The organism is Lentzea sp. JNUCC 0626 (assembly GCF_043632865.1).
Classification (GTDB): domain Bacteria; phylum Actinomycetota; class Actinomycetes; order Mycobacteriales; family Pseudonocardiaceae; genus Lentzea.
In genome coordinates, this window is record NZ_CP171635.1 from 4,957,769 (window position 1) to 4,977,072 (window position 19,304).

Consider the following 19,304-nt stretch of genomic DNA (forward strand, 5'->3'; position numbering starts at 1 on the left):
CCGTGTGGCGTGGTGCGGGTCAGTCTCTGGACTTGTCGCGGGACTCGGCGTCGACGACGCGCTTGAGTTCGTCCATGTCCGGGGTGAGCAGGTCGTCCGCCGTGCGGGCGAGCACCTCGTTCTCCTCGGCCTCCTTGGCGACCTTGGCCTCGGCGGCCTCCTCGGCCGCCTTGAGGCGCTTGTCGGCGCGGCGGACCGCCCAGACCGTCGCCAGCAGGGCGATGGCCATCAGCGGGTAGCCCATGCCGAGGCGGGCCACGGCGAGCCAGCCGACCTGGTCCTCGTCGTAGAGCCAGCGCTGCACGACGAAGCGGGCGAAGAAGACCAGGGCCCACACGAACGTCGCGATGTCGTAGTCGCGGACCGTGGCCTTGTCTTCGCGCCACGAGCGGTCTCTGCCGTTGAGGAACGTCCAGATCACGCCGGCGAGCGGCCAGCGCAGGATGATCGACAGCAGGAACGCGCTGCCGTACACGACGCTCTGCCAGATGCCGAAGAGGAAGAAACCCTTCGCCTCGCCCGTCTTGTAGGCGATGAAGGCCGCGATGCCGACGCCGAAGACGGCGGAGATCGCGGGCTGGATGGTCCCCTTGCGCACGGCCAGGATGACGCCGATGACGACGGCGGCGGCGAGGGAGCTGATGATCGCGGCCATGAGGTTCTTGGTCGCGAAGTTGATGATCACGAAGACGAGCACGGGCAGCGACGAGTAGAGCATTCCGCTCACGCCGCCCATCTGCTCGAGGACGGTGGGCTGCTTTTCTTCGGTCTCAGCTGAGGTCATGAAGCGTTCTGCAACTCGTAATAGGGGTTGTAGAGCACCTTGCGCCCGTCGCGCACGGCGATGCGGCCCCGAGCCTTGATCGTCCGACCAGGCTCGATTCCCGCGATGCGACGGCGGCCGAGCCAGACGAGGGTGACGCCCTCGGTGCCGTCGTAGAGCTCCGCTTCCAGGGTGGCGGCCGCGTCCCGGGGGCAGAGCTCCACGCTGCGGAGCCTTCCGAGGACGGTGACCTCCTCACCGGACTTGCAGTCGCAGGCCTTCACCGCGCCGACGGCCTCCGCTTTTCGCGACAGGTCGTCCGCGTCGAGCTCGGTCACGTCACTGGTCAAGCGACGTACCAAGCGGCGCCAATAGCCGCTCATCCCCGACTCCTGCATTGCTCTGGTGGCCCCGTGGTGTGGGCCGTCTGACAGTGAGGGTACGCACGGGCGACGACAATCCTCGGCGTGCCTGCCGAGACCGTCGTCCTGCTGCCCGGAACCGCCTCCGACGAGGTGTTCGTCCGGTCTGTCTTCACCGAGCCGTTGTCGCAGGTCGGTGCCGTTCTCCACGCCCCAACCGTTCGCACACTCAGTGAACGGTTGACGGCGCTCGAAAATGCCCCGGCAGGCCACCCGATCGTGGTGGGTGGTGTCTCGCTGGGCGCGCATGTGGCGGCGCGGTGGGCGGCGCACAACCCGGAGCGGTGCGCGGGGCTCGTGCTGGCGTTGCCGGCGTGGATCGGCGCACCCGAGGACGCACCCGCCGCGCAGGCCGCGAAGGCAAGTGCCGAGATCGTCCGGACCCGAGGCCTGGCAACGGCTCTGGCCGGCACGACCGGGTGGTTGCACGACGAGTTGTCGCGGGCCTGGCACAACTACGGCGACCAGCTCGTGCCGCACTTCGAGGAAGCCGCCGAGTCGCTCGCGCCGACGCTCGAGGAGTTGAAGTCGCTGGACGTGCCGACCGGGATCCTCGGGTGCACCGACGATCCGGTGCACCCGATCGAGATCGCCCGGCAGTGGGCGGAGGCGATGCCCCGCGCCGTGCTCCTCACGACCACGCTGGACGCCTACCCGCACGCGCTCGGGCGTGCGGTGGAGGCGTGGCAGCAGGCGAAGCTCTAGCCCTGCTGCTGGATGTGCCGGGCGATCGCCTCGGGCAGTTCGACCGGCAGCGGGGTGCGGGGCGGCATGGGCTGCTCGCCGCGCACGACCACGGTGCCGCGCAGCATTTCGCGCAACGCCGCGGAGTTCTGCTCGAAGTGCTCCTCGGGACCGGCCGCGACGCCGCGCAGCATCCAGCGCGGGCCGTCGACGCCGACGAAGAGGATCTGCACGCCCTGGTTGCGCGCGGTGATCTCCTCGCCCCACTCGCCGTTCTCGCGGTTGATGCGGGCGCCGTCCTCCTTGAGGCCGTCGATCAGCTCGGCGCCGACCTCCCGCCACAGGCCGCCGGACTTCGGCGCGGCGAACGCGCTGACCGTCAGCTGGCCGACCGAGGTGAGGACGTGCACGGCGCGCACGGAGCCGTTCTGCTGGTCCATCTCGACCTGCAGCTGGGCCTCGTCCGGCATCGGCAGCTGCACCGATCCCAGGTCGAGCCGCTGCACGTCGTCGTGGGGCGCGACCGTGGAGTCCCACGGGCCGTCGACCTCGTCGAACGACTCGTCGTGCTCCTGACCGGTGTCGACGGCCCCTGAGGAGTGACGACCGCGCTTGCGGCGCCTTCCGAACATGCCCCTACCCCTCCGCATTCGTACGGGCGAGCACCACGTGCCCGCCGGTCGAGCCATAGCCTCCCGCACCGCGCTCCGTCTCCGGGAGCTCGGTGACCTCGCGGAACACCGCGTGCTCGACGCGTTGCACGACGAGCTGGGCGATCCGGTCGCCGCGTGACAGCGCGATCGGCTCACGAAGATCATGGTTCACGAGACAAACGCGGATCTCACCGCGGTAGCCGGAATCGATCGTCCCGGGAGTGTTCACCACGCTCAGGCCGACCCTCGCCGCGAGGCCCGACCGCGGGTGGACGAACCCCGCGAACCCGTCCGGCAGCGCGATCGCGACACCGGTGCCGACCACGGCGCGCTCGCCTGGTGGAATGACCACGTCCGACGTGGTGACCAGATCAGCGCCCGCGTCGCCATGACGGGCGTAGGCGGGCACGGGAACCCCCGGATCGAGCCGGGTCAGCAACACCTCGACGCTGGACACGGCGGCCGAGATTACCCTGACGACGTGAGTGAGACTGCCGTGACCGCCACTACGACCTTCCGCGAGCGCCTGTACGTGACGTGGTGGATCTGGCCCCTGCCGCTGCTCGCGGCCGCGTTGCTGGCCGCCGAGGTGCACATGGGCTTCCCCGGCGTCCGGTCCTGGCTGCCGTACGTGATCCTGCTGCCCCTGACCGCCGTGCTCATCGCGAAGATGGGGTCCACGAAGGTCGAGGTGGCGGACGGCGAACTGCGCGCCGGTGACGCGCACATCCCGCTGGGGCTGCTCGGCGAGGTCGAGATCATCTCCGCCGAGGACCGCCGCCGGACCATGGGTCGCGACCTCGACCCGGCGGCGTTCGTCGTGCACCGGGGCTGGGTCAAGCCGCTCGTGCGGGTGCACGTGAACGACCCGAAGGACCCGACCCCCTACTGGGTGATCAGCACCCGGCGGCCCGAAGAGCTCGCCGCCGCGATCAAGTCCTGAAACACAACTGGGCGCCACCCGTGAGGGTGAGCGCCCAGTTCTTTCGGCGGACTTCGCTGATCTGTTGACGCCCTGCGGTCAGGGCGCTGGTTTCAGACGCTGGTCAGGTGCCGTGCGTCGAACATCAGGCGCAGTCGCGGCAGATGTACGTGCCGCCGTTGTCCTCGGCGAGCCTGCTGCGGTGGTGCACCAGGAAGCACTTCGAGCACGTGAACTCGTCGGCCTGCTTCGGCAGGACCTTGAACGTGAGCTCCTCGCCGGACAGATCGGCGCCGGGCAGCTCGAAGTTCTCAGCGCTCGCGTCCTCGTCGACGTCGACGACGCCGGACTGCGTCTCGTTCCGCCGGGCTTTCAACTCCTCGAGGGAGTCCTCAGCGAGTTCGTCCGCCTCGCTGCGACGCGGCGCGTCGTAGTCGGTCGCCATCTTCTTCACCCCTGCGGTCTACGGAGACTGTTCGTGTCGCTGGTTAACGCTCCAGCGACCTCATTTGTGCCCCACGTCAAGGTGACGTAGGTCTCTCACACCCGTCGGTCGTGCCAACCCCCTTGACGTGACCATCGGCTTGATCGACATGTGTGCGGAGCGCGCAGAGGGTAGCTCACTGCCCGGATGACTCAACATCGGGTTACCCCTTACCGACCGGACGGGTGACACAACCTTTGTACGCTGGACCGATACCCTGTGCGGGTGCGTGTGCGCCTGGGCGTGCAACCTGACGCCAGGCCGGTACCGTCTTGACTGTGAGCAATCAGGTCGGTGCGTTCGGTCACGCCCGTCGGGGCGCGCGTCAGCCGGGCAGGGCCTAGGCTGACCTCAGGGGACGGATCACGGGGAGGGCTTCGAACGTGGGATCCGCATCGGGAAGCTTGACGCCTTACAAGAGGCGTCGGCCCGTGCCCGCGCTCGTCCTGTTCGCGGTGCTGTTGGTCAGTTCCGTGTTCGTGTGGGTGAAGGTGCTCGGCAACGCGAGTGACGTGGACGCGGCCATCAAGTGCAACACGCCGGGCAACGTCGTGAGTTCGGAGAGCGCCCCGGTCGATCCGGCCGCGCCCCCGACGCCGCCGCCTCCGGCGCTCGGCACGGTCCTGGAGCACGACGCGCTGGACCGCACGAACCCGGTGCCGGTCGGCGACGTGAACTTCAAGGTCGTCAACGCCTCGACGCAGCGCAACCACGCCAAGGCCGTCGCGACGATGTTCACCGAACTCGGTCTCAAGCAGGCGGCCGATCCGGGCAACGACCTGATCTACCCGGCGGGCGACATGACCTGCCGCGGCCAGATCCGCTTCGGTGCGCCGGGAGCCTCGGCCGCGCGGACGCTCTCGCTGCTCGAACCGTGCCTGGAGCTCGTGCGCGACGACCGCCAGGACGCCACCGTGGACATCGCGATCGGCAAGAAGTTCGACGAGGTCAAGCCCAACAGCAACGCCCGCAAGGTGCTCGACCAGCTGTCCGAGTGGGCGGCGCAGCAGCCGGACCAGCAGGGGGGTCAGGTCGCCGCGGCCACTCCCCCGTCGATCAACCCCGACAACCTGGCCGGCGCCCGCGAAGTGACCTGCTGATTTCCTGCTGGTTCGTCCGGTTCGCCCGCTATCTTTCCCCTCATGGGGGTAGATCTTCGCGCTGAAGAGCGCGTTCTGTGGCAAGGGAATCCGACGAGACGCGCGGTGTTCGTGCGCGAGGACCGGCGCTGGACGCGCTTCAGCCTCAAGTTCGAGGGCGTCAAGATCGGGCTGCTCGCGGCGTCGATCGTCGCCGGTCAGGGGTGGGCCGACTTCTTCTCCGGCTGGCCCGCGGCGCTGGGCACGTTGGCCGTGCTCGCCGCTCTGGACCTGCTCTTCTACTTCGTCGAGCCGTTCGCGTGGCGCCGGTTCACACTGCACCGCACGACCTACTACGTGACCGACCAACGCGTCGTGTCCACGCCGGGCCGCCGATCGCGGTCGACCGACCTGACCGAGATCGGCCCGCTGACGTTCACCGAGGAGCCCGACGGCTCCGGCTACGTCCACCTCGGCGGCCGCGTCCTGCCCGACGGGTTCGGCAACCGGACCGTCGGTGAGCTGTTCCACGTCGCGGACGTGCACGAGGTCGTCACCCTGCTGTCCACCCTCACTGGACAGCCCGCAAGTCAACGTTGATTCGTCAACGTCGACGTTGACGAATCAACCCGTGATGGATCGAGTCAACCTCGGGTGGACCGAATCAAGTCCGGGTTGATCCGGTCCACATTGGGTTGATCCGGTCCACACAGGGTTGATCAGACCTTGCCGAATCCGCTCTCCGTCAACGCGCGGTACATCTCGTCGGCGACGCCGGGGGTGCACGCGAACGTCGCGTCCTCCCCCAGTTCCGGCGACGAGCCCGGCAACCGGACGACCGCGCCGGCCTCCGCGGCGATCAGCCCGCCCGCGGCCCAGTCCCACCGCCCGAGCCCGTGCTCGGCGTACGCGTCGAGCCGCCCCGACGCCACCGAGCACAGGTCCAGTGATGCCGCTCCGGCCCGGCGCAGGTCGCGCACACGGGTGGCCATGCCGGCCCAGGCGTCGGCCTGACGCTGCCGCCGCTCGGGCCGATAGGCGAACCCGTAGCCCAGCAAGGACAGCGACAGGTCTGTGGTGGTGGACACGCGCAACGGCGTGCCGTCGAGGAACGCGCCATGGCCGCGTGCGGCGGTCCACATGCGTCCGGTGGCGGGTTCGAACACGGCGCCCGCGACGGACTCGCCGTCGAGTTGCGCTGCGATCGACACCGAGTACCAGGGGATTCCGTAGAGGTAGTTGACGGTGCCGTCGATGGGGTCGACGACCCAGGTCAGCCCCTCGACGACGTCGCCGCCCTCCTCCTCACCGAGCACGGGCTCGCCCGGACGCAACTCGGACAGACGCGTCCGTACGAGTTGTTCCGAGGCTCGGTCGGCGGCGGTCACGACGTCGGTCGAGGTGCTCTTGGTGTCGAACGAGACCACGGCGGAGGCACGCATGCGCTGAACAAGAGCACCCGCTTCCCGTCCGATGGCCGTCGCGATGTCGACGAGTGGCCGGGGATCGAACACGACCGGTTCCCTCCTGTGTCACTAGCACGGGACTATCGGACGACGTCAGGCTAATGTCTGCGCACCACGCAGTACTGAATCGAAGCAAGCAGGATCGAGTAGGAAGGACCACGGGGATGGGCATCACCCGCGGGTTCGGTGTGGACATCGGCGGCTCCGGCGTCAAGGGCGGCCTGGTCGACCTCGAAGCAGGAGCACTGGACGGCGAACGCATGCGGATCCCCACGCCCCAGCCCTCGACACCGCAGGCGGTGGCCGAGGTGGTCGCGGAGATCGTCGAGAAGTTCCAGTGGGAGGGCCCCGTCGGGATCACGCTGCCGTGCGTGGTCAAGCACGGTGTGGCCCTGAGCGCCGCGAACGTCGACAAGGGCTGGATCGACTGCGACGCCCAGACGTTGTTCGCCGAGCGTCTCAAGCGCAAGCCCGAGGACATCGTCGTGATGAACGACGCGGACGCGGCCGGCATCGCGGAGATGTCGTTCGGCGCCGGGGTGGGCAAGAACGGGACCGTGGTGCTGCTGACGTTCGGGACGGGCATCGGCAGCGCGGTGTTCCTCGACGGCAAGCTGGTGCCGAACACCGAGTTCGGGCACCTGCAGGTCGACGGGCACGACGCGGAGACGCGCGCGGCCGCCTCCGTGAAGGAGGAGAAGGACCTGTCCTGGGAGGAGTGGACGCCCAGGGTCACGCGGTACATGAACGTGCTCGAGGACCTCATCTGGCCCGACCTGTTCATCGCCGGAGGCGGCGTGAGCAAGAAGGCGCACAAGTGGTTGCCATTGCTCAAGGTTCGCACCGAAGTGGTTGCCGCCGCACTGAAGAACGACGCGGGCATCGTCGGTGCCGCGTGGGCGGCCGCGCACGGCGTCCGGCCCTAGTGAGCGTTCGACACCGAATCGTGTCCGACTCGATCTAGCTGGGAAAACGCAGGTGAGAGCGCCTCGAAGCACCTCGGGGCGCAACACCCGGTCACCGACGTCGTTACAATGGAACGCACACCCGCCAAGCAAGATCGGCGGGGAGATCCCCTGAACTCTGGCGACCGAGGTTTCGCGCCCTCTGGTCCGCCTTTGAACGACCGTCGCGAAAGGGCGTACGTGGCAGCCGCAGAAACCGCAACCCGACGCTCCAGCTCCGCCGCAGGCGCCGCCAAGACGACCAAGGCGACGGCGGCCGGCGAGGCCGAGGAGAAGCCGAAGCGCAAGACGACCGCTGCGGCAGCGAAGAAGCCCGCCGCCGCCAAGGCCCCGCGCAAGACGGCCGGCAAGGCCGATCCTGCCGCGAAGGGCACCGGCAAGCCCGGTGAAGAGCCCGAGGACATGGAGGGCGCTCCCGGAGCCGAGGACCTGGAGGACGTCGAGATCGTCGACGAGCCGGTCGTCGACGAGCCAGAGGCGGCAGAGGACCCCAAGAACGAGGGTGACTTCGTCTGGGACGAGGAGGAGTCCGAGGCCCTGCGCCAGGCGCGCAAGGACGCGGAACTCACCGCCTCGGCCGACTCGGTCCGCGCCTACCTCAAGCAGATCGGCAAGGTCGCCCTCCTCAACGCCGAGGAGGAGGTGGAGCTCGCCAAGCGCATCGAGGCGGGTCTCTACGCCGCCGAGCGCGTCCGCCGTTCCGAGGAGGAGGCGGAGAAGCTCACGCCGCAGCTGCGTCGTGACCTCCGCTGGATCGTCCGCGACGGCGAGCGGGCCAAGAACCACCTGCTCGAGGCGAACCTCCGTCTCGTCGTGTCGCTCGCCAAGCGCTACACGGGCCGTGGCATGGCGTTCCTGGACCTGATCCAGGAGGGCAACCTCGGTCTGATCCGCGCGGTCGAGAAGTTCGACTACACCAAGGGCTACAAGTTCTCGACGTACGCCACCTGGTGGATCCGTCAGGCGATCACCCGCGCGATGGCCGACCAGGCCCGCACCATCCGCATCCCGGTGCACATGGTCGAGGTCATCAACAAGCTCGGTCGCATCCAGCGCGAACTGCTCCAGGACCTGGGCCGCGAGCCCACCCCGGAGGAGCTCGCCAAGGAAATGGACATCACGCCCGAGAAGGTGCTGGAGATCCAGCAGTACGCGCGTGAGCCCATCTCGCTGGACCAGACGATCGGCGACGAGGGCGACAGCCAGCTCGGCGACTTCATCGAGGACTCCGAGGCCGTCGTCGCGGTCGACGCCGTCTCGTTCACGTTGCTGCAGGACCAGCTGCAGTCCGTGCTCGCGACGCTGTCCGAGCGCGAGGCGGGCGTCGTCCGGCTGCGCTTCGGTCTCACCGACGGCCAGCCGCGCACGCTGGACGAGATCGGTCAGGTCTACGGCGTCACGCGTGAGCGCATCCGCCAGATCGAGTCCAAGACGATGTCGAAGCTGCGTCACCCGTCGCGTTCGCAGGTTCTGCGCGACTACCTCGACTAGGTCTTACCGAGTCATACGCACGCGGCCCCGCACCGGTTCGGTGCGGGGCCGCTGTGTTTCGAAAATTGAGTACCCCTGTACTCATGTGCTCCCAGGCAAGCCCACGCCAGCATCGGTTCCGTACAACGGAACGAGGGGGACTGGGGACATGGGCAGGTCTGTGCTCGAAGGGGCTTTCTCGCTGCTGGACAGGCTGATGGACGAGGGTGAGCTCGGGTTGTCCCAGCTCGCCGAGCGCTGCGAGATGCCGAAGACGACGGTGCACCGCCTCCTGGAGCAGCTGGAACTGCTGGGGGCGGTGGAGAACGTGCGCGGCCGGTACCGGGTGGGCGCGCAGATGTTCCGGTACGGGCAGGCGTGGGAACCGGCGCCGGGGATCCTGGCGATCGCGCGGCAGCCGTTGCGGGCGTTGTCGGCGACGATCAGGACGTCGGCGATCCTCGCGGTGCCGCGGCGCGACCGGGTGCTGGTGGCGGCGGCGAGCCTGGTGCGGGCCGAGGACGTGCCCCGGTTGCGGCCGGGCGCGACGGTGCCGGCGGGCATGGAGTTCGTGAGCGCCCCGGTGCGCGCGCCGGGAAGCAGCGTCATCGGCACGGTGTCCGCGGTGCTCGACCACGGCCGCAGCGCCACGGCTCTCCAGGACGCCGTGGGGCATGCCGCCCGGGCGATCAGCACCGCCCTCGCGAGCTGATCGACCGGGCACGGAACGTGGCCGAACGGTCCACGATCGGGACTTTGATCACGGTTCCGCGTCCGAATCGTGGGACGTTCGTGACCTGTTCGCGGAGGGCGGACAAGGGCAACCGATATCACACTCTCGGTGGCACGCAACCGACCGGATGGCCCGAACACACTGCTCCACCAGCGGGTTTCCGATTGCGGACAGTGCGCGTCAAGACGGTGAACCGGTGGAAAACCCAGGTGTGATCCTGCTGCGAGCGGGTATTTCGGAGAGTGACGCGAGTCGCCACGTACACGGGAACACTGACTATCGCCGAAACGTCTGTCAGAGTGGAGCCAGCGAGCACCGCGCACCTCCCAGGGGCGCTGTGGTCGCAGCTTGGTAAGAGGGCACCGGAACACCTCAGTTCCGTTGCCGGGACGGAGGGAGATTCATCATGACCGCAGCACTCACCCGCCCCGAGTTGACCGCTGCCGACCGCTGCGACCGCTGCGGGGCTGCTGCCCAGGTTCGCGCCTTGCTCCCGTCCGGGGGCGAGCTGCTGTTCTGCGGGCACCACGCTCGCGCGCACAGTGAGAAGTTGCGCGAACTCGCTGCTGAGATTCAGCAGGGCTGACTTCCACCCCACCTAGCCGCTCGGGGCGGAGATCCGGATGGATCTCCGCCCCCTTCGCATTTCCAGGCGTTTCCGCCAGCGGCTAGATGGCGTCGAGCACCGGCTCGAAGGCCAGTTCGGCGGCTCCGACGAGCTTCGCGTCGCGCCCGAGCGGTGACGTCACGACCTGGGTTCCGCCGAGCGCACGGGACACCAGGCTGCGCTTCTGCACCGACGAACTGACCGAGTCGACCACGGACGCGGGCAGCGCCGTGTAGAGGTCGCCGAGCACGACGAGCTCCGGGCCGAGGACGTTGACGATGTTCGAGAGCCCCAGCGAGAGCCAGCCGGCGAACTCGTCGAGCACCGCCGGATCGTCCAGCGCCCGCAACGCCGCGACGACGGCACCGCGCGGCGCGTCGTCGGGCAGGCCGAGCGCCCGGCACAGCGCCGGTTCGCCCACCTCGGTCTCCCAGCAGCCGTCACAGCCGCAGTAGCAGCGGCGGCCGTTCGGGTTGACGACCATGTGCCCGAGTTCGCCGACGTAGCCGCCGGAGCCGCGCAACGGCTGCTCGGCGAGGATCACTCCCCCGCCGACGCCGACGTCCGCGGAGATGTAGACCATGTCCGAGGAGCCTCTGGCCGCGCCGCGCACGTGCTCCGCGAGCGCGCCCAGTTCGGCGTCGTTGCCGACCTGGACCGGCAGTTTCAGCACCGCTTCCAGGCGTTTGCCGAGCGCGACCCCGGTCCAGTGCAGGTTGGGCGCCTCGTGGACGTGCCCGTCGGCGCGGCGGACCACGCCGGGCACCGAGACGCCCACCCCGACGGCGGTGACGTCGAGGTCGTCGGCCATGAGGCGCGCCGACTCGACGATGTGCGTGATGACCTCACCCGGATCACGCGTCCGGTGCAGGTTCCAGCTGTCCCGGCCGAGGATCTCGCCGCCGAGTCCGACGAACCCCATGGCCACGTGCTCCACCCGCACGTCGATCGCGATGACGACCGCGGCGTGCGGCTGGGGCAGGACCAGCAAGGAGGGGCGGCCCGCTCCGCTGCGCAGAGCGGGCACGCGTTCGGCGACCACACCGGCTTCGGCGAGGCCGTCCACCAGGGCCTTGATCGTGCTGCGGTTGAGCCCGAGCTCAGCCGCGAGCGACGCCCTGGTGGACGGACCGTCGACGTGCAGGCGGCGCAGCAACGCCGTCCTGTTGTGCCTGCGGATCTCGTCGGGACGGGTGCCGGACGTGGGTCCCGTCACCGGGTCAGCGAGCCGCGGTCGCCGCTCGGCGGCGGGACAGCGCGTCGACGCTCGCGGCGAGCAGCAGGACCAGACCGGTCACCATGAACACGACGGCGGAGGGCTGCTTGAGCAGGCCCATGCCGTTCGCGATGACCGCCAGCACCGCACCACCGATGACGGCGTCCCGCAGCCGGCCCTTGCCGCCGAACAGCGACGTACCACCGATGACGGCCGCACCGACCGACATCAGCAGCGTGTTGCCGCCACCGGCGTTGGGGTCGACCGAGCCGACCTTCGAGGAGTAGACGATGGCGCCGATCGCGGCCGCCGAGGAGGCGATCACGAAGACGCTCATGCGGATCTTCTCCACGTTGATGCCGGCGCGGCGCGCGGCTTCCTTGTTGCCGCCGACCGCGTAGAGGTGACGGCCGTAGCTGGTGCGGTCGAGCACGAACGTGCCGATCACCAGCAGCACGAGCACCAGCGGCACGACGTACGGCACGCCCGCGATCACCACGAGGGTGCTCTGCGACCGGTTCTGCGTCAGCGCGAACGTGGCGACCGCGGCGAGCAGCGCGAGGCCGCCGATCTTGGCGAGGATCAGCGCCGTCGGCTGGGCCACGAGGCCCTTGCGCAGCCGGGTGAAGTGCCGGTTGAGCACGACGGCCGCGTAGCCGCCGACCGCCAGCAGACACAGGATCCACGACCCGGCGGTGCCGATGTTGCCGTTGGCGACCTGGAAGATCGTGTCGTCGCGCAGGCCGAGCGTGCCGCCGGTGCCGATGAACTGCAGCACGACACCGCTCCACACGAGGAACAGCGCCAGGGTCACGACGAACGACGGGATGCCGACCTTCGCGACCAGGTAGCCGGTGATGCAGCCGATCGACGCGCCGACGCAGATCGCGAGCAGCATGCCGATCCACGCGTTCGCGGGCACCCCGAGCAGGGCGATGACCAGCGCGATGCCGGACAGCACGGCACCGGTCCACAGCTTCATCAGCAGCGAGAGGCCGACCGCGAGGACCAGCCAGCCGCAGAAGACGTAGAAGACGCCGTCGCCCATGCCACCGAGCAGGTTGCCGCCGTGGATCAGGTCCAGCGCCATGACCGAGGCGGTCACACCGGACGCGGTACCGGCGGACAGGTCGATCTCGCCGAGCAGCAGCACGAACACCAGGCCCATCGCGATGATGGTGATGCTGGCGCCCTGCTGGAGCAGGTTCGCGAGGTTGCCGAGGGTGAAGAACGAGTCGGACAACGAGCTGAACACGATGAGCAGCACGATCAGTCCGAGCAGAGCGGGCAGTGAGCCGAGCTCGCCGCCGCGGACGCTGGACCAGTAGTCCCGGATCGCTTCGCTGGTGGAGCGGGAGGTCGTGTCGATGCCGAAGTCGGAGATGGCGCCCTGCGGGGCCTCCGCCTCGTGCGTTTCGGTGGTGTCGGTCATGCTGCTCGCCTCTTCGGTACTCATCAGATCGTCGCCGCCTCGGCGCGCGCGATGCCCAGGTCACCGGAACGGCCGGCGGTGATCAGCTCGACCACCTGTCCGTGCGTGACGTCCTTGGTCGACACGACGGCGGCCATGCGTCCCAGGTAGAGGCACGCGATCTTGTCGGCGACCTCGAAGACGTCGTTCATGTTGTGGCTGATCAGGACGACGCCCAGGCCCTGCTCCGCGAGGCGGCGGACCAGGTCGAGGACCTGGCGCGTCTGCGCGACGCCGAGTGCGGCGGTGGGTTCGTCGAGCAGCACGACCTTGCTGTTCCACAGCACGGCCTTGGCGATCGCCACGGTCTGGCGCTGACCGCCGGACAGCGACGACACCGGCGTGCGCACCGACTTGACCGTGCGCACCGACAGCGACGCGAGCGTCTTGCGCGCCGCCTGCTCCATGTCGGTCTCGTCGAGCAGACCACCCTTGGTGCGCTCGCGGCCGAGGAACATGTTCTGGACGATGTCGAGGTTGTCGGCCAGCGCGAGGTCCTGGTAGACGACCTCGATCCCGAGTTCCGCGGCTTCGCGCGGGCCCTTGATGTGCACCTGCTGGCCCTCGAACAGGACCTCACCCGAGTCGGTCGGGTGGATGCCCGCGATGCACTTGACCAGCGTCGACTTGCCCGCGCCGTTGTCGCCGACGAGGGCTGTGACCTCACCGGGGTTCACGTCGAGGTCGATGTCGTGCAGGACGTGCACGGGACCGAAGCTCTTGTTGATGCCGCGCAGCTCGAGAATCGGCTCGCTCACTGGGATTTCCTCCGTGGTTACACGTGGCGAGAGGCGGGGTGCGACAGCGCGCACCCCGCCCTCGTCACGAGCGGTCCTACTTGATGCCGAGCTCGGTGCAGGCAGCCTGGGTGGCGGCCACGCAGATCTCCGACGCCTTCACGAAGCCGGCGTCCACGACGACCTTGACCTTGTCGCGGGTGATCATCTGCGAGGTGAGGAGAACGGACTTCACGTCGCGGTTCGCCTTGGTGTCCTTGGTGACGCCGGAGGCCAGCTTGTCAGCACCCGCGGTGTCGCCCTTGGCGAGGAAACCGGCCAGCTTGGCAGCCGCCTCGGCCTCTTCCTTGATCGGCTTGAAGACCGTCATGTACTGGTCCTTGAGCAGCACGGCCTGCAGGCCGTCCGGGGTCGCGTCCTGACCCGTGACCGGCACCTTGCCGTTGAGGCCGACCTTCTTCAGCACGGTGATGATCGCGCCGGCGAGGCCGTCGTTCGCGGCGACGACGCCGTCCACCTTGCCGCCGTTGCCGGTCAGGATCTGCTCGAAGACCTGACCACCCTTCTGGTTGTCCCAGTCGTCGATCGGCTGCGACTGGACGAGCTTGAGCTTGCCCGAGTCGTACAGCGGCTTGAGGATCTTCTTCTGGCCGTCCGCGAAGAGCGTGGCGTTGTTGTCCGTCGGCGCGCCCTCGATCTCGATGACGTTGGCGCCCTGCGGGGCTTCCTTGAGCGCGTCGGCCAGACCCTGGCCCTGCAGCTCGCCGACCTTCACGTTGTCGAACGACACGTAGTAGGACGAGGTGCCACCGGTGTTCAGGCGGTCGTAGTCGATGACCTGGATGCCCTGGGCCTGGGCCTTCTTGGCGACGGACGCGCCGACCTCGGCGTTGGGCGTCGCGATGATCAGGACCTTGACGCCGTTGTTGATCATGCCGTCGGCGAGGGTGCTGAACTTCTGGACGTCACCCTGGGCGTTCTGGATGTCGGGGTCGAGACCCTCGGCCTTCAGAGCGGCCTCGAGGAGGGGCTTGTCGAAGCTCTCCCAGCGGGCGGAGGTCTTGGTCTCGGGCAGGATCACGCCGACCTTCGCGCCCGAGCCGCTGCCAGCAGAGTTCGATTCAGTGCTTCCTCCGGTGCCGGAGGACGAGTTGGCGCCGCATGCCGAGACCGCCAGGGCGAGGCCCGCGGTAACGGCGATGGAAGCGAGAGTCTTGCTGCGCATCCGCCAGTCCCTTTCACTGCGCTGTGTCACAGAGAATGTTGTGGCGCACAACGTATGCCCGACATATGCGTGACCGGAACCACACTGGATCGATTAAGTCGCAACGATGCGGTAACCCTGGCGAAATTTGGTCACCGAGAGTCGTGAGAGCGTTACCACCGCGCTACGGATTACAACGGCGCCATATCGGTCGCCGACCTCGGTGGACTCTCACCGGTCATCTCCCGGACACCCCTAGGTTGGGTGCATGACCATCGACGAGGAAGCCCCAAAAGGAGTGACTGCAAGGCTGGCGAACTCCTTCGGTGCCGAAGCGGCTCGCTACGACCGCACCCGTCCGGCCTACCCGGGCTCGTTGATCGACAAACTGGTCGCCGCCTCTCCCGGGACGCGCGTGGCCGAGGTCGGTTGCGGCACGGGCGTGTTGTCCCGGCAGTTGCTGGCGGCGGGCCTGGACGTCGTCGGCGTCGAGCACGACGAGCGGATGGCGGCGTTCGCCCGCACGACCGGCGTGGACGTCGAGGTGGCGAAGTTCGAGGCCTGGGATCCGGCCGGGCGCGAGTTCGACGCCGTCGTCGCCGGGCAGTCGTGGCACTGGGTGGACGCCGAGGCCGGACCGGTGCACGCCGCGCGGGTGCTGCGGCCGGGCGGGGTGTTCGTCGGGTTGTGGCACGTGTTCGGGACACCCGAGGCGATCGCCGACGCGTTCGTCGCGGCGTACGACAAGGTGGCTCCGCAGATGACCCACCGCGTCGGCCACTCCTACCGCGAGGCGTACGACTCATATCAGGCCGGGTGCGTGCGCACGGCCGACGCGCTCGTCGCCACCGGGGCGTTCGGCGCGGTCGAGTACTGGGAGGCGCACTGGGAACGCGACTACACGACCGCCGAGTACCTCGACCTCATGCTCACCATGAGCCCGATGGCCATGATCAGCCCCGAGCAGATCACCGAACTCCTCGACGACGTCGGCGTCGCGATCGACGCGCTCGGCGGGTCGTTCACCACGCGCTACTCGACACTGGCCGTCGCCGTCACCCGCAACTGATATATCGGATATCGCTCTTACCAGGAGCGGAGGGTCGCGATCCGCTCTTCGAGCTGTTCGATCGTGGCCATCGCGGTCGGCGGGCCGCCGCAGTACTCGCGCAATGAGTTGTGGATCTTGCCGTGCGGCTTCTTCGTGCGGTGGTGGTGCATCGCGACGAGGGTGTTGAGCTCCTTGCGCAACGACGCGAGGCGTTCCTGCACGCCCACGGGCCGTGCCTCGCGCACCGCCACCTCGGGCTTCGGGCGTTTGGCGGCGAGCGCCATCTGCTCCTCCTGCCGTTGCAGCAGCAGGGTGCGCACCTGGTCGGGTTCGAGCAGGCCGGGCAGGCCGAGGTACTCCTGCTCCTCCTCCGAACCCGCCTGGGTCGGCGCGCCGAACGACGAGCCGTCGAAGATCACCTGGTCGAGCTCGGCGGTCGTGCCCAGGGCCGTGAAGGCGCGTTCGTCCTCGCCCGGCTCGTCCTTGGCCTGGTTGGCCGCGGCCATGAGTTCGTCGTCCCAGCCGTCCTTCTCGCGGTGCGGCTTGCCGAGGACGTGGTCGCGTTCGGCTTCCAGTTCCGACGCGAGCTGGAGCAGCACCGGCACCGACGGCAGGAACACCGTCGCGGTCTCGCCGGGCTTGCGGTTGCGCACGAAGCGACCGACGGCCTGCGCGAAGAACAACGGGGTCGACGACGACGTCGCGTACACGCCGACGGCGAGCCGCGGCACGTCGACGCCCTCGGACACCATCCGGACGGCGATCATCCAGCGTTCGGTCGTCGCGGCGAACTCGGCGATCTTGCCGGACGCCTTCGGGTCGTCCGAGAGCACCAGCGTGGGGATCTGGCCGGTGACGCGCTCGAGGACCTGCGCGTAGGCCTTCGCGACGGTCTGGTCGGTGGCGATCACCAGGCCGCCGGCGTCGGGCAGGCCGTTCTCGCGCTTCTGCGTGAGCCGCTTGTCCGCGGCGCGCAGCACGGACGCCATCCAGTCGCCGGCCGGGTCGAGGGCGGTGCGCCAGGCCCGTGCGGTCTGCTCCTGGGTCAGCGGTTCGCCCAGCCGTGCGGTGTACTCCTCGCCCGCGCTGGTCCGCCACGACGCCTCACCCGAGTACGCGAGGAACAGCACGGGCCGGACCACGCCGTCGGCCAACGCGTCGGAGTAGCCGTAGGTGTGGTCGGCCTTGGACGTCTTGAAGCCGCCGTTGCTCTCCTCGTACTGCACGAACGGGATCGGCGAGTCGTCGGAGCGGAACGGCGTGCCGGTGAGGCAAAGGCGGCGCACGGCGGGCGTGAACGCCTCGCGGATCGCGTCACCCCACGACTTGGCGTCACCGCCGTGGTGCACCTCGTCGAGCAGCACGAGCGTCTTGCGGTTCTCGGTGCGCACGCGGTGCAACGTCGGATGGGCGGCCACCTGCGCGTACGTGACGGCCACGCCGTGGTAGTCGCGGGAGGTCATCGCGTTGGTGTTGCGGAAGTTCGAGTCGATGTGGATGCCCTGCTCGGCGGCGGCCTTCGCCCACTGATGCTTGAGGTGCTCGGTGGGCGTGACGATCGTGACGGCCTCGATCGTGCGGTCGGCGAGCAGTTCGGCGGCGACGCGCAGCCCGAACGTCGTCTTACCTGCGCCGGGCGTCGCGACGGCGAGGAAGTCCTGCGGCTTGGCGGCGAGGTACTTGGTCAGCGCACGCCGCTGCCAGGCTCGCAGCGGTCGCATTGCTGCCGGCGTTGCTGCTGGCGCTGTCACAGGCGTGTTTCTCCTCATTTGCGCAGGTCAGACATAGCAATACCCTCAGGCGGACCGCGGCCGAGGGCAGTGCGACTCTACCTGTTCCGGGCGTCGATGCCGCGAAACGTGGCCCCATGCACCATGCTTGTCACTGCGATGGGTTCGCCTTCCGACAACGACGCACCACGCAGGTCCGGCCGAAAGGGGCCGCTGCGTCTACTCGCGCGCACGCTGTCGAAGGCGTGGCAGGGCAACATCTTCTCAGAAGCCGCCGAGGCCGCGTTCTGGCAGACGCTGTCGTTCCCGCCACTGCTGCTCGGCGTGCTCGGCTCGATGGGCTGGCTCGGCACCTGGTTCGGCGACGAGGTCGTCAAAGCAGTCCAGGAGAGGATCATCGGGTTCACCCGGACGATCTTCAGCGCGGACGTCGTGAACGGCGTGATCCAGCCCACCGTCGCGGAGATCCTCTCGACCGGCAAGGGCGAGATCGTCTCCATCGGTTTCCTGATCTCGCTGTGGGCGGGATCGTCGGCCATGTCGTCGTTCGTCGACGCGATCACCGTGGCGCACGGGCAGTACGGCGTGCGCAACGAGCTGTGGCAGCGCATCTTCGCGTTGCTGCTCTACATGGTGTCGCTGGTGGCGCTGATCATCGGCCTGCCGGTGCTCGCGCTCGGGCCGGACGTGCTGCCGGAGTTCTTCCCGGCGTCGTGGCAGCCCTACATCTCGACGTGGGTCGGCCGGTTCTACTACCCCGGCGTGGCGCTGCTGCTCGTGCTGTCGCTGTCGCTGCTCTACAAGGTGGCGCTGCCGCGGCGGCTGCCGTACCACCGCGTGCTGCCGGGTGCGATCCTCGCGATGGCGGTGTTCATCCTGTCGTCGATCGGCCTGCGCCTGTACATCCAGTGGATCACCACCACCGGCTACACCTACGGCGCGCTGGCGACGCCGATCGCGTTCCTGCTGTTCGTGTTCTTCATCGGCCTGGCGATCACGATCGGCGCGTACTTCAACAGCGCCATCCAGGACATGTGGCCCGCCCGGATGACCCGCCGGCAGCGCCGCCGCTGGCGCAGGCTGGAACTGGAGCGCGCGGCGTCCCGCATCCGCGAGGAGAGCGCGCGGCCCAAGCCCGAGGCCGGGAACAACAACGGCTACACGGCGCCGTCGCCCGCCGACACGCAGCTGACCTCGCCGTTGCCGCTCCAGAAGCAGTCACCCGAGGCCGAGGGCGAACGACAGCGCGGGTAGCCGAAGCCCCCGCTATGTGCGCCACCGGGCTGCCTGGGGATGCGGCTGAACGCAGCAGCGCCCGGTGCCTCGAGGTCGATTCGAGGCACCGGGCGCTGCGGATGAAGTTGCGGGGTCTTACTCGTCGCCGCCGGGAGGCAGGTTCTCGTAGATCTTCTTGCAGTCCGGGCACACCGGCGAACCGGGCTTCGGCGACCGCGTGACCGGGAAGACCTCGCCGCACAGCGCGACCACGTGCGTGCCCATCACGGCGCTCTCGGCGATCTTCGCCTTGCGCACGTAGTGGAACATCTTCGGGGTGTCGTCCGAAGACTGGTCGGTCTCATCCGGCCGTACGTCGACCTCGGGGAGAGTCTGGGTGCTCACGCGCCCAGGGTACCTGGGATGATGTCC

The 19,304-nt window shown here is 68.8% G+C and carries 22 protein-coding genes; 10 read left to right on the top strand and 12 right to left on the bottom strand.

Translation table 11 applies throughout. The features are described from left to right. Positions 1 to 19: 19 nt before the first annotated feature. Both JNUCC0626_RS21870 and JNUCC0626_RS21875 read right to left on the bottom strand, forming a co-directional pair. Positions 20 to 784, bottom strand: a complete 765-nt coding sequence (locus JNUCC0626_RS21870; protein ID WP_394621638.1) for a DUF3159 domain-containing protein — start codon at positions 782 to 784, stop codon at positions 20 to 22. Further along, positions 781 to 1,161 carry an OB-fold nucleic acid binding domain-containing protein gene (locus tag JNUCC0626_RS21875; RefSeq protein ID WP_030474780.1) on the bottom strand — a complete coding sequence of 127 codons (381 nt, stop codon included), beginning with the start codon at positions 1,159 to 1,161 and terminating at the stop codon, positions 781 to 783. Before JNUCC0626_RS21875 ends, JNUCC0626_RS21870 begins: the two co-directional genes overlap by 4 nt. Before the next feature lie 69 nt (positions 1,162 to 1,230). On the opposite strand from JNUCC0626_RS21875, the gene JNUCC0626_RS21880 reads away from it, so the two are divergent. Beyond that, positions 1,231 to 1,890 carry an alpha/beta fold hydrolase gene (locus JNUCC0626_RS21880; RefSeq protein ID WP_394621639.1) on the top strand — a complete coding sequence of 220 codons (660 nt, stop codon included), beginning with the start codon at positions 1,231 to 1,233 and terminating at the stop codon, positions 1,888 to 1,890. Here JNUCC0626_RS21880 and JNUCC0626_RS21885 read toward each other — a convergent pair. Further along, positions 1,887 to 2,501, bottom strand: a complete 615-nt coding sequence (locus JNUCC0626_RS21885) for a DUF3710 domain-containing protein (protein ID WP_394621640.1) — start codon at positions 2,499 to 2,501, stop codon at positions 1,887 to 1,889. The two genes, JNUCC0626_RS21880 and JNUCC0626_RS21885, sit on opposite strands and share 4 nt — an antisense overlap. Before the next feature lie 4 nt (positions 2,502 to 2,505). After that, positions 2,506 to 2,979 carry a dUTP diphosphatase gene (gene dut, locus JNUCC0626_RS21890; RefSeq protein ID WP_382444324.1) on the bottom strand — a complete coding sequence of 158 codons (474 nt, stop codon included), beginning with the start codon at positions 2,977 to 2,979 and terminating at the stop codon, positions 2,506 to 2,508. A 24-nt stretch (positions 2,980 to 3,003) separates the two neighbouring features. Here dut and JNUCC0626_RS21895 point away from each other — a divergent pair, with 24 nt between their 5' ends. Then, a complete protein-coding gene (locus tag JNUCC0626_RS21895; RefSeq protein WP_394621641.1) occupies positions 3,004 to 3,465 on the top strand; it encodes a DUF3093 domain-containing protein in 462 nt (153 codons plus the stop codon). 124 nt (positions 3,466 to 3,589) lie between these two features. Here the strand turns inward: JNUCC0626_RS21895 and JNUCC0626_RS21900 are convergent, their stop codons facing one another. Then, on the bottom strand, positions 3,590 to 3,889 hold the full coding sequence (locus JNUCC0626_RS21900; RefSeq protein WP_030474775.1) for a DUF4193 domain-containing protein: 300 nt from the start codon (positions 3,887 to 3,889) through the stop codon (positions 3,590 to 3,592). Between the two features lie 422 nt (positions 3,890 to 4,311). Here JNUCC0626_RS21900 and cei point away from each other — a divergent pair, with 422 nt between their 5' ends. Then, positions 4,312 to 5,028, top strand: coding sequence for an envelope integrity protein Cei (gene cei / locus JNUCC0626_RS21905; RefSeq protein WP_394621642.1), 717 nt, complete (start codon positions 4,312 to 4,314; stop codon positions 5,026 to 5,028). Positions 5,029 to 5,070: 42 nt separating this feature from the next. Continuing rightward, the gene (locus JNUCC0626_RS21910; RefSeq protein WP_394621643.1) at positions 5,071 to 5,607 is read left to right on the top strand and encodes a hypothetical protein; all 537 of its coding nucleotides are present in this window, start codon (positions 5,071 to 5,073) and stop codon (positions 5,605 to 5,607) included. Positions 5,608 to 5,726: 119 nt separating this feature from the next. Here the strand turns inward: JNUCC0626_RS21910 and JNUCC0626_RS21915 are convergent, their stop codons facing one another. After that, a complete protein-coding gene (locus JNUCC0626_RS21915; RefSeq protein WP_394621644.1) occupies positions 5,727 to 6,521 on the bottom strand; it encodes an inositol monophosphatase family protein in 795 nt (264 codons plus the stop codon). Between the two features lie 116 nt (positions 6,522 to 6,637). Between JNUCC0626_RS21915 and ppgK the strand changes: the two genes are divergently transcribed. The 4 genes from ppgK to JNUCC0626_RS21935 all read left to right on the top strand — a co-directional run bounded on the left by ppgK (position 6,638) and on the right by JNUCC0626_RS21935 (position 10,227). Then, on the top strand, positions 6,638 to 7,399 hold the full coding sequence (gene ppgK / locus JNUCC0626_RS21920) for a polyphosphate--glucose phosphotransferase (protein ID WP_382444329.1): 762 nt from the start codon (positions 6,638 to 6,640) through the stop codon (positions 7,397 to 7,399). A gap of 219 nt (positions 7,400 to 7,618) precedes the next feature. Next, positions 7,619 to 8,929: an RNA polymerase sigma factor gene (locus tag JNUCC0626_RS21925; RefSeq protein WP_394621645.1), complete on the top strand. Its 1,311-nt coding sequence runs from the start codon at positions 7,619 to 7,621 to the stop codon at positions 8,927 to 8,929. 148 nt (positions 8,930 to 9,077) lie between these two features. Beyond that, the gene (locus JNUCC0626_RS21930; RefSeq protein ID WP_394621646.1) at positions 9,078 to 9,620 is read left to right on the top strand and encodes a helix-turn-helix domain-containing protein; all 543 of its coding nucleotides are present in this window, start codon (positions 9,078 to 9,080) and stop codon (positions 9,618 to 9,620) included. A gap of 427 nt (positions 9,621 to 10,047) precedes the next feature. Next, positions 10,048 to 10,227, top strand: coding sequence for a DUF7455 domain-containing protein (locus tag JNUCC0626_RS21935; protein WP_231642793.1), 180 nt, complete (start codon positions 10,048 to 10,050; stop codon positions 10,225 to 10,227). A gap of 82 nt (positions 10,228 to 10,309) precedes the next feature. Here the strand turns inward: JNUCC0626_RS21935 and JNUCC0626_RS21940 are convergent, their stop codons facing one another. The 4 genes from JNUCC0626_RS21940 to JNUCC0626_RS21955 all read right to left on the bottom strand — a co-directional run bounded on the left by JNUCC0626_RS21940 (position 10,310) and on the right by JNUCC0626_RS21955 (position 14,897). Continuing rightward, positions 10,310 to 11,464: an ROK family protein gene (locus tag JNUCC0626_RS21940; protein ID WP_394621647.1), complete on the bottom strand. Its 1,155-nt coding sequence runs from the start codon at positions 11,462 to 11,464 to the stop codon at positions 10,310 to 10,312. A 4-nt stretch (positions 11,465 to 11,468) separates the two neighbouring features. Further along, positions 11,469 to 12,896: a sugar ABC transporter permease gene (locus JNUCC0626_RS21945; RefSeq protein WP_394621648.1), complete on the bottom strand. Its 1,428-nt coding sequence runs from the start codon at positions 12,894 to 12,896 to the stop codon at positions 11,469 to 11,471. Between the two features lie 23 nt (positions 12,897 to 12,919). Further along, complete coding sequence (locus JNUCC0626_RS21950) at positions 12,920 to 13,693, bottom strand: ATP-binding cassette domain-containing protein (protein ID WP_394621649.1); 774 nt, start codon at positions 13,691 to 13,693, stop codon at positions 12,920 to 12,922. A 76-nt stretch (positions 13,694 to 13,769) separates the two neighbouring features. Further along, positions 13,770 to 14,897, bottom strand: a complete 1,128-nt coding sequence (locus JNUCC0626_RS21955) for a sugar ABC transporter substrate-binding protein (RefSeq protein ID WP_394621650.1) — start codon at positions 14,895 to 14,897, stop codon at positions 13,770 to 13,772. A 247-nt stretch (positions 14,898 to 15,144) separates the two neighbouring features. Between JNUCC0626_RS21955 and JNUCC0626_RS21960 the strand changes: the two genes are divergently transcribed. Then, positions 15,145 to 15,945: a class I SAM-dependent methyltransferase gene (locus JNUCC0626_RS21960; protein WP_394621651.1), complete on the top strand. Its 801-nt coding sequence runs from the start codon at positions 15,145 to 15,147 to the stop codon at positions 15,943 to 15,945. Between the two features lie 17 nt (positions 15,946 to 15,962). Here JNUCC0626_RS21960 and JNUCC0626_RS21965 read toward each other — a convergent pair whose 3' ends face one another. Next, on the bottom strand, positions 15,963 to 17,648 hold the full coding sequence (locus JNUCC0626_RS21965; RefSeq protein WP_394621652.1) for a DEAD/DEAH box helicase: 1,686 nt from the start codon (positions 17,646 to 17,648) through the stop codon (positions 15,963 to 15,965). Positions 17,649 to 17,801: 153 nt separating this feature from the next. Between JNUCC0626_RS21965 and JNUCC0626_RS21970 the strand changes: the two genes are divergently transcribed. After that, a complete protein-coding gene (locus JNUCC0626_RS21970) occupies positions 17,802 to 18,911 on the top strand; it encodes a YihY/virulence factor BrkB family protein (protein WP_394621653.1) in 1,110 nt (369 codons plus the stop codon). 117 nt (positions 18,912 to 19,028) lie between these two features. On the opposite strand, the gene JNUCC0626_RS21975 is transcribed toward JNUCC0626_RS21970, so the two are convergent. Beyond that, entirely contained in the window at positions 19,029 to 19,277 is a 249-nt protein-coding gene (locus JNUCC0626_RS21975) for a DUF3039 domain-containing protein (RefSeq protein WP_355302211.1), read from the bottom strand. Positions 19,278 to 19,304: the final 27 nt, after the last annotated feature.

Coding starts and splice junctions, on each gene's coding strand:
- JNUCC0626_RS21875 (WP_030474780.1), bottom strand. CDS start 1,161: ATGCAGGAGTCGGGGATGAGCGGCTATTGGCGCCGCTTGGTACGTCGC.
- JNUCC0626_RS21910 (WP_394621643.1), top strand. CDS start 5,071: ATGGGGGTAGATCTTCGCGCTGAAGAGCGCGTTCTGTGGCAAGGGAAT.
- ppgK (WP_382444329.1), top strand. CDS start 6,638: ATGGGCATCACCCGCGGGTTCGGTGTGGACATCGGCGGCTCCGGCGTC.
- JNUCC0626_RS21970 (WP_394621653.1), top strand. CDS start 17,802: ATGCTTGTCACTGCGATGGGTTCGCCTTCCGACAACGACGCACCACGC.
- JNUCC0626_RS21885 (WP_394621640.1), bottom strand. CDS start 2,501: ATGTTCGGAAGGCGCCGCAAGCGCGGTCGTCACTCCTCAGGGGCCGTC.
- JNUCC0626_RS21955 (WP_394621650.1), bottom strand. CDS start 14,897: ATGCGCAGCAAGACTCTCGCTTCCATCGCCGTTACCGCGGGCCTCGCC.
- JNUCC0626_RS21960 (WP_394621651.1), top strand. CDS start 15,145: ATGACCATCGACGAGGAAGCCCCAAAAGGAGTGACTGCAAGGCTGGCG.
- JNUCC0626_RS21900 (WP_030474775.1), bottom strand. CDS start 3,889: ATGGCGACCGACTACGACGCGCCGCGTCGCAGCGAGGCGGACGAACTC.
- JNUCC0626_RS21935 (WP_231642793.1), top strand. CDS start 10,048: ATGACCGCAGCACTCACCCGCCCCGAGTTGACCGCTGCCGACCGCTGC.
- JNUCC0626_RS21870 (WP_394621638.1), bottom strand. CDS start 784: ATGACCTCAGCTGAGACCGAAGAAAAGCAGCCCACCGTCCTCGAGCAG.
- JNUCC0626_RS21930 (WP_394621646.1), top strand. CDS start 9,078: ATGGGCAGGTCTGTGCTCGAAGGGGCTTTCTCGCTGCTGGACAGGCTG.
- JNUCC0626_RS21945 (WP_394621648.1), bottom strand. CDS start 12,896: ATGACCGACACCACCGAAACGCACGAGGCGGAGGCCCCGCAGGGCGCC.
- JNUCC0626_RS21965 (WP_394621652.1), bottom strand. CDS start 17,648: ATGCGACCGCTGCGAGCCTGGCAGCGGCGTGCGCTGACCAAGTACCTC.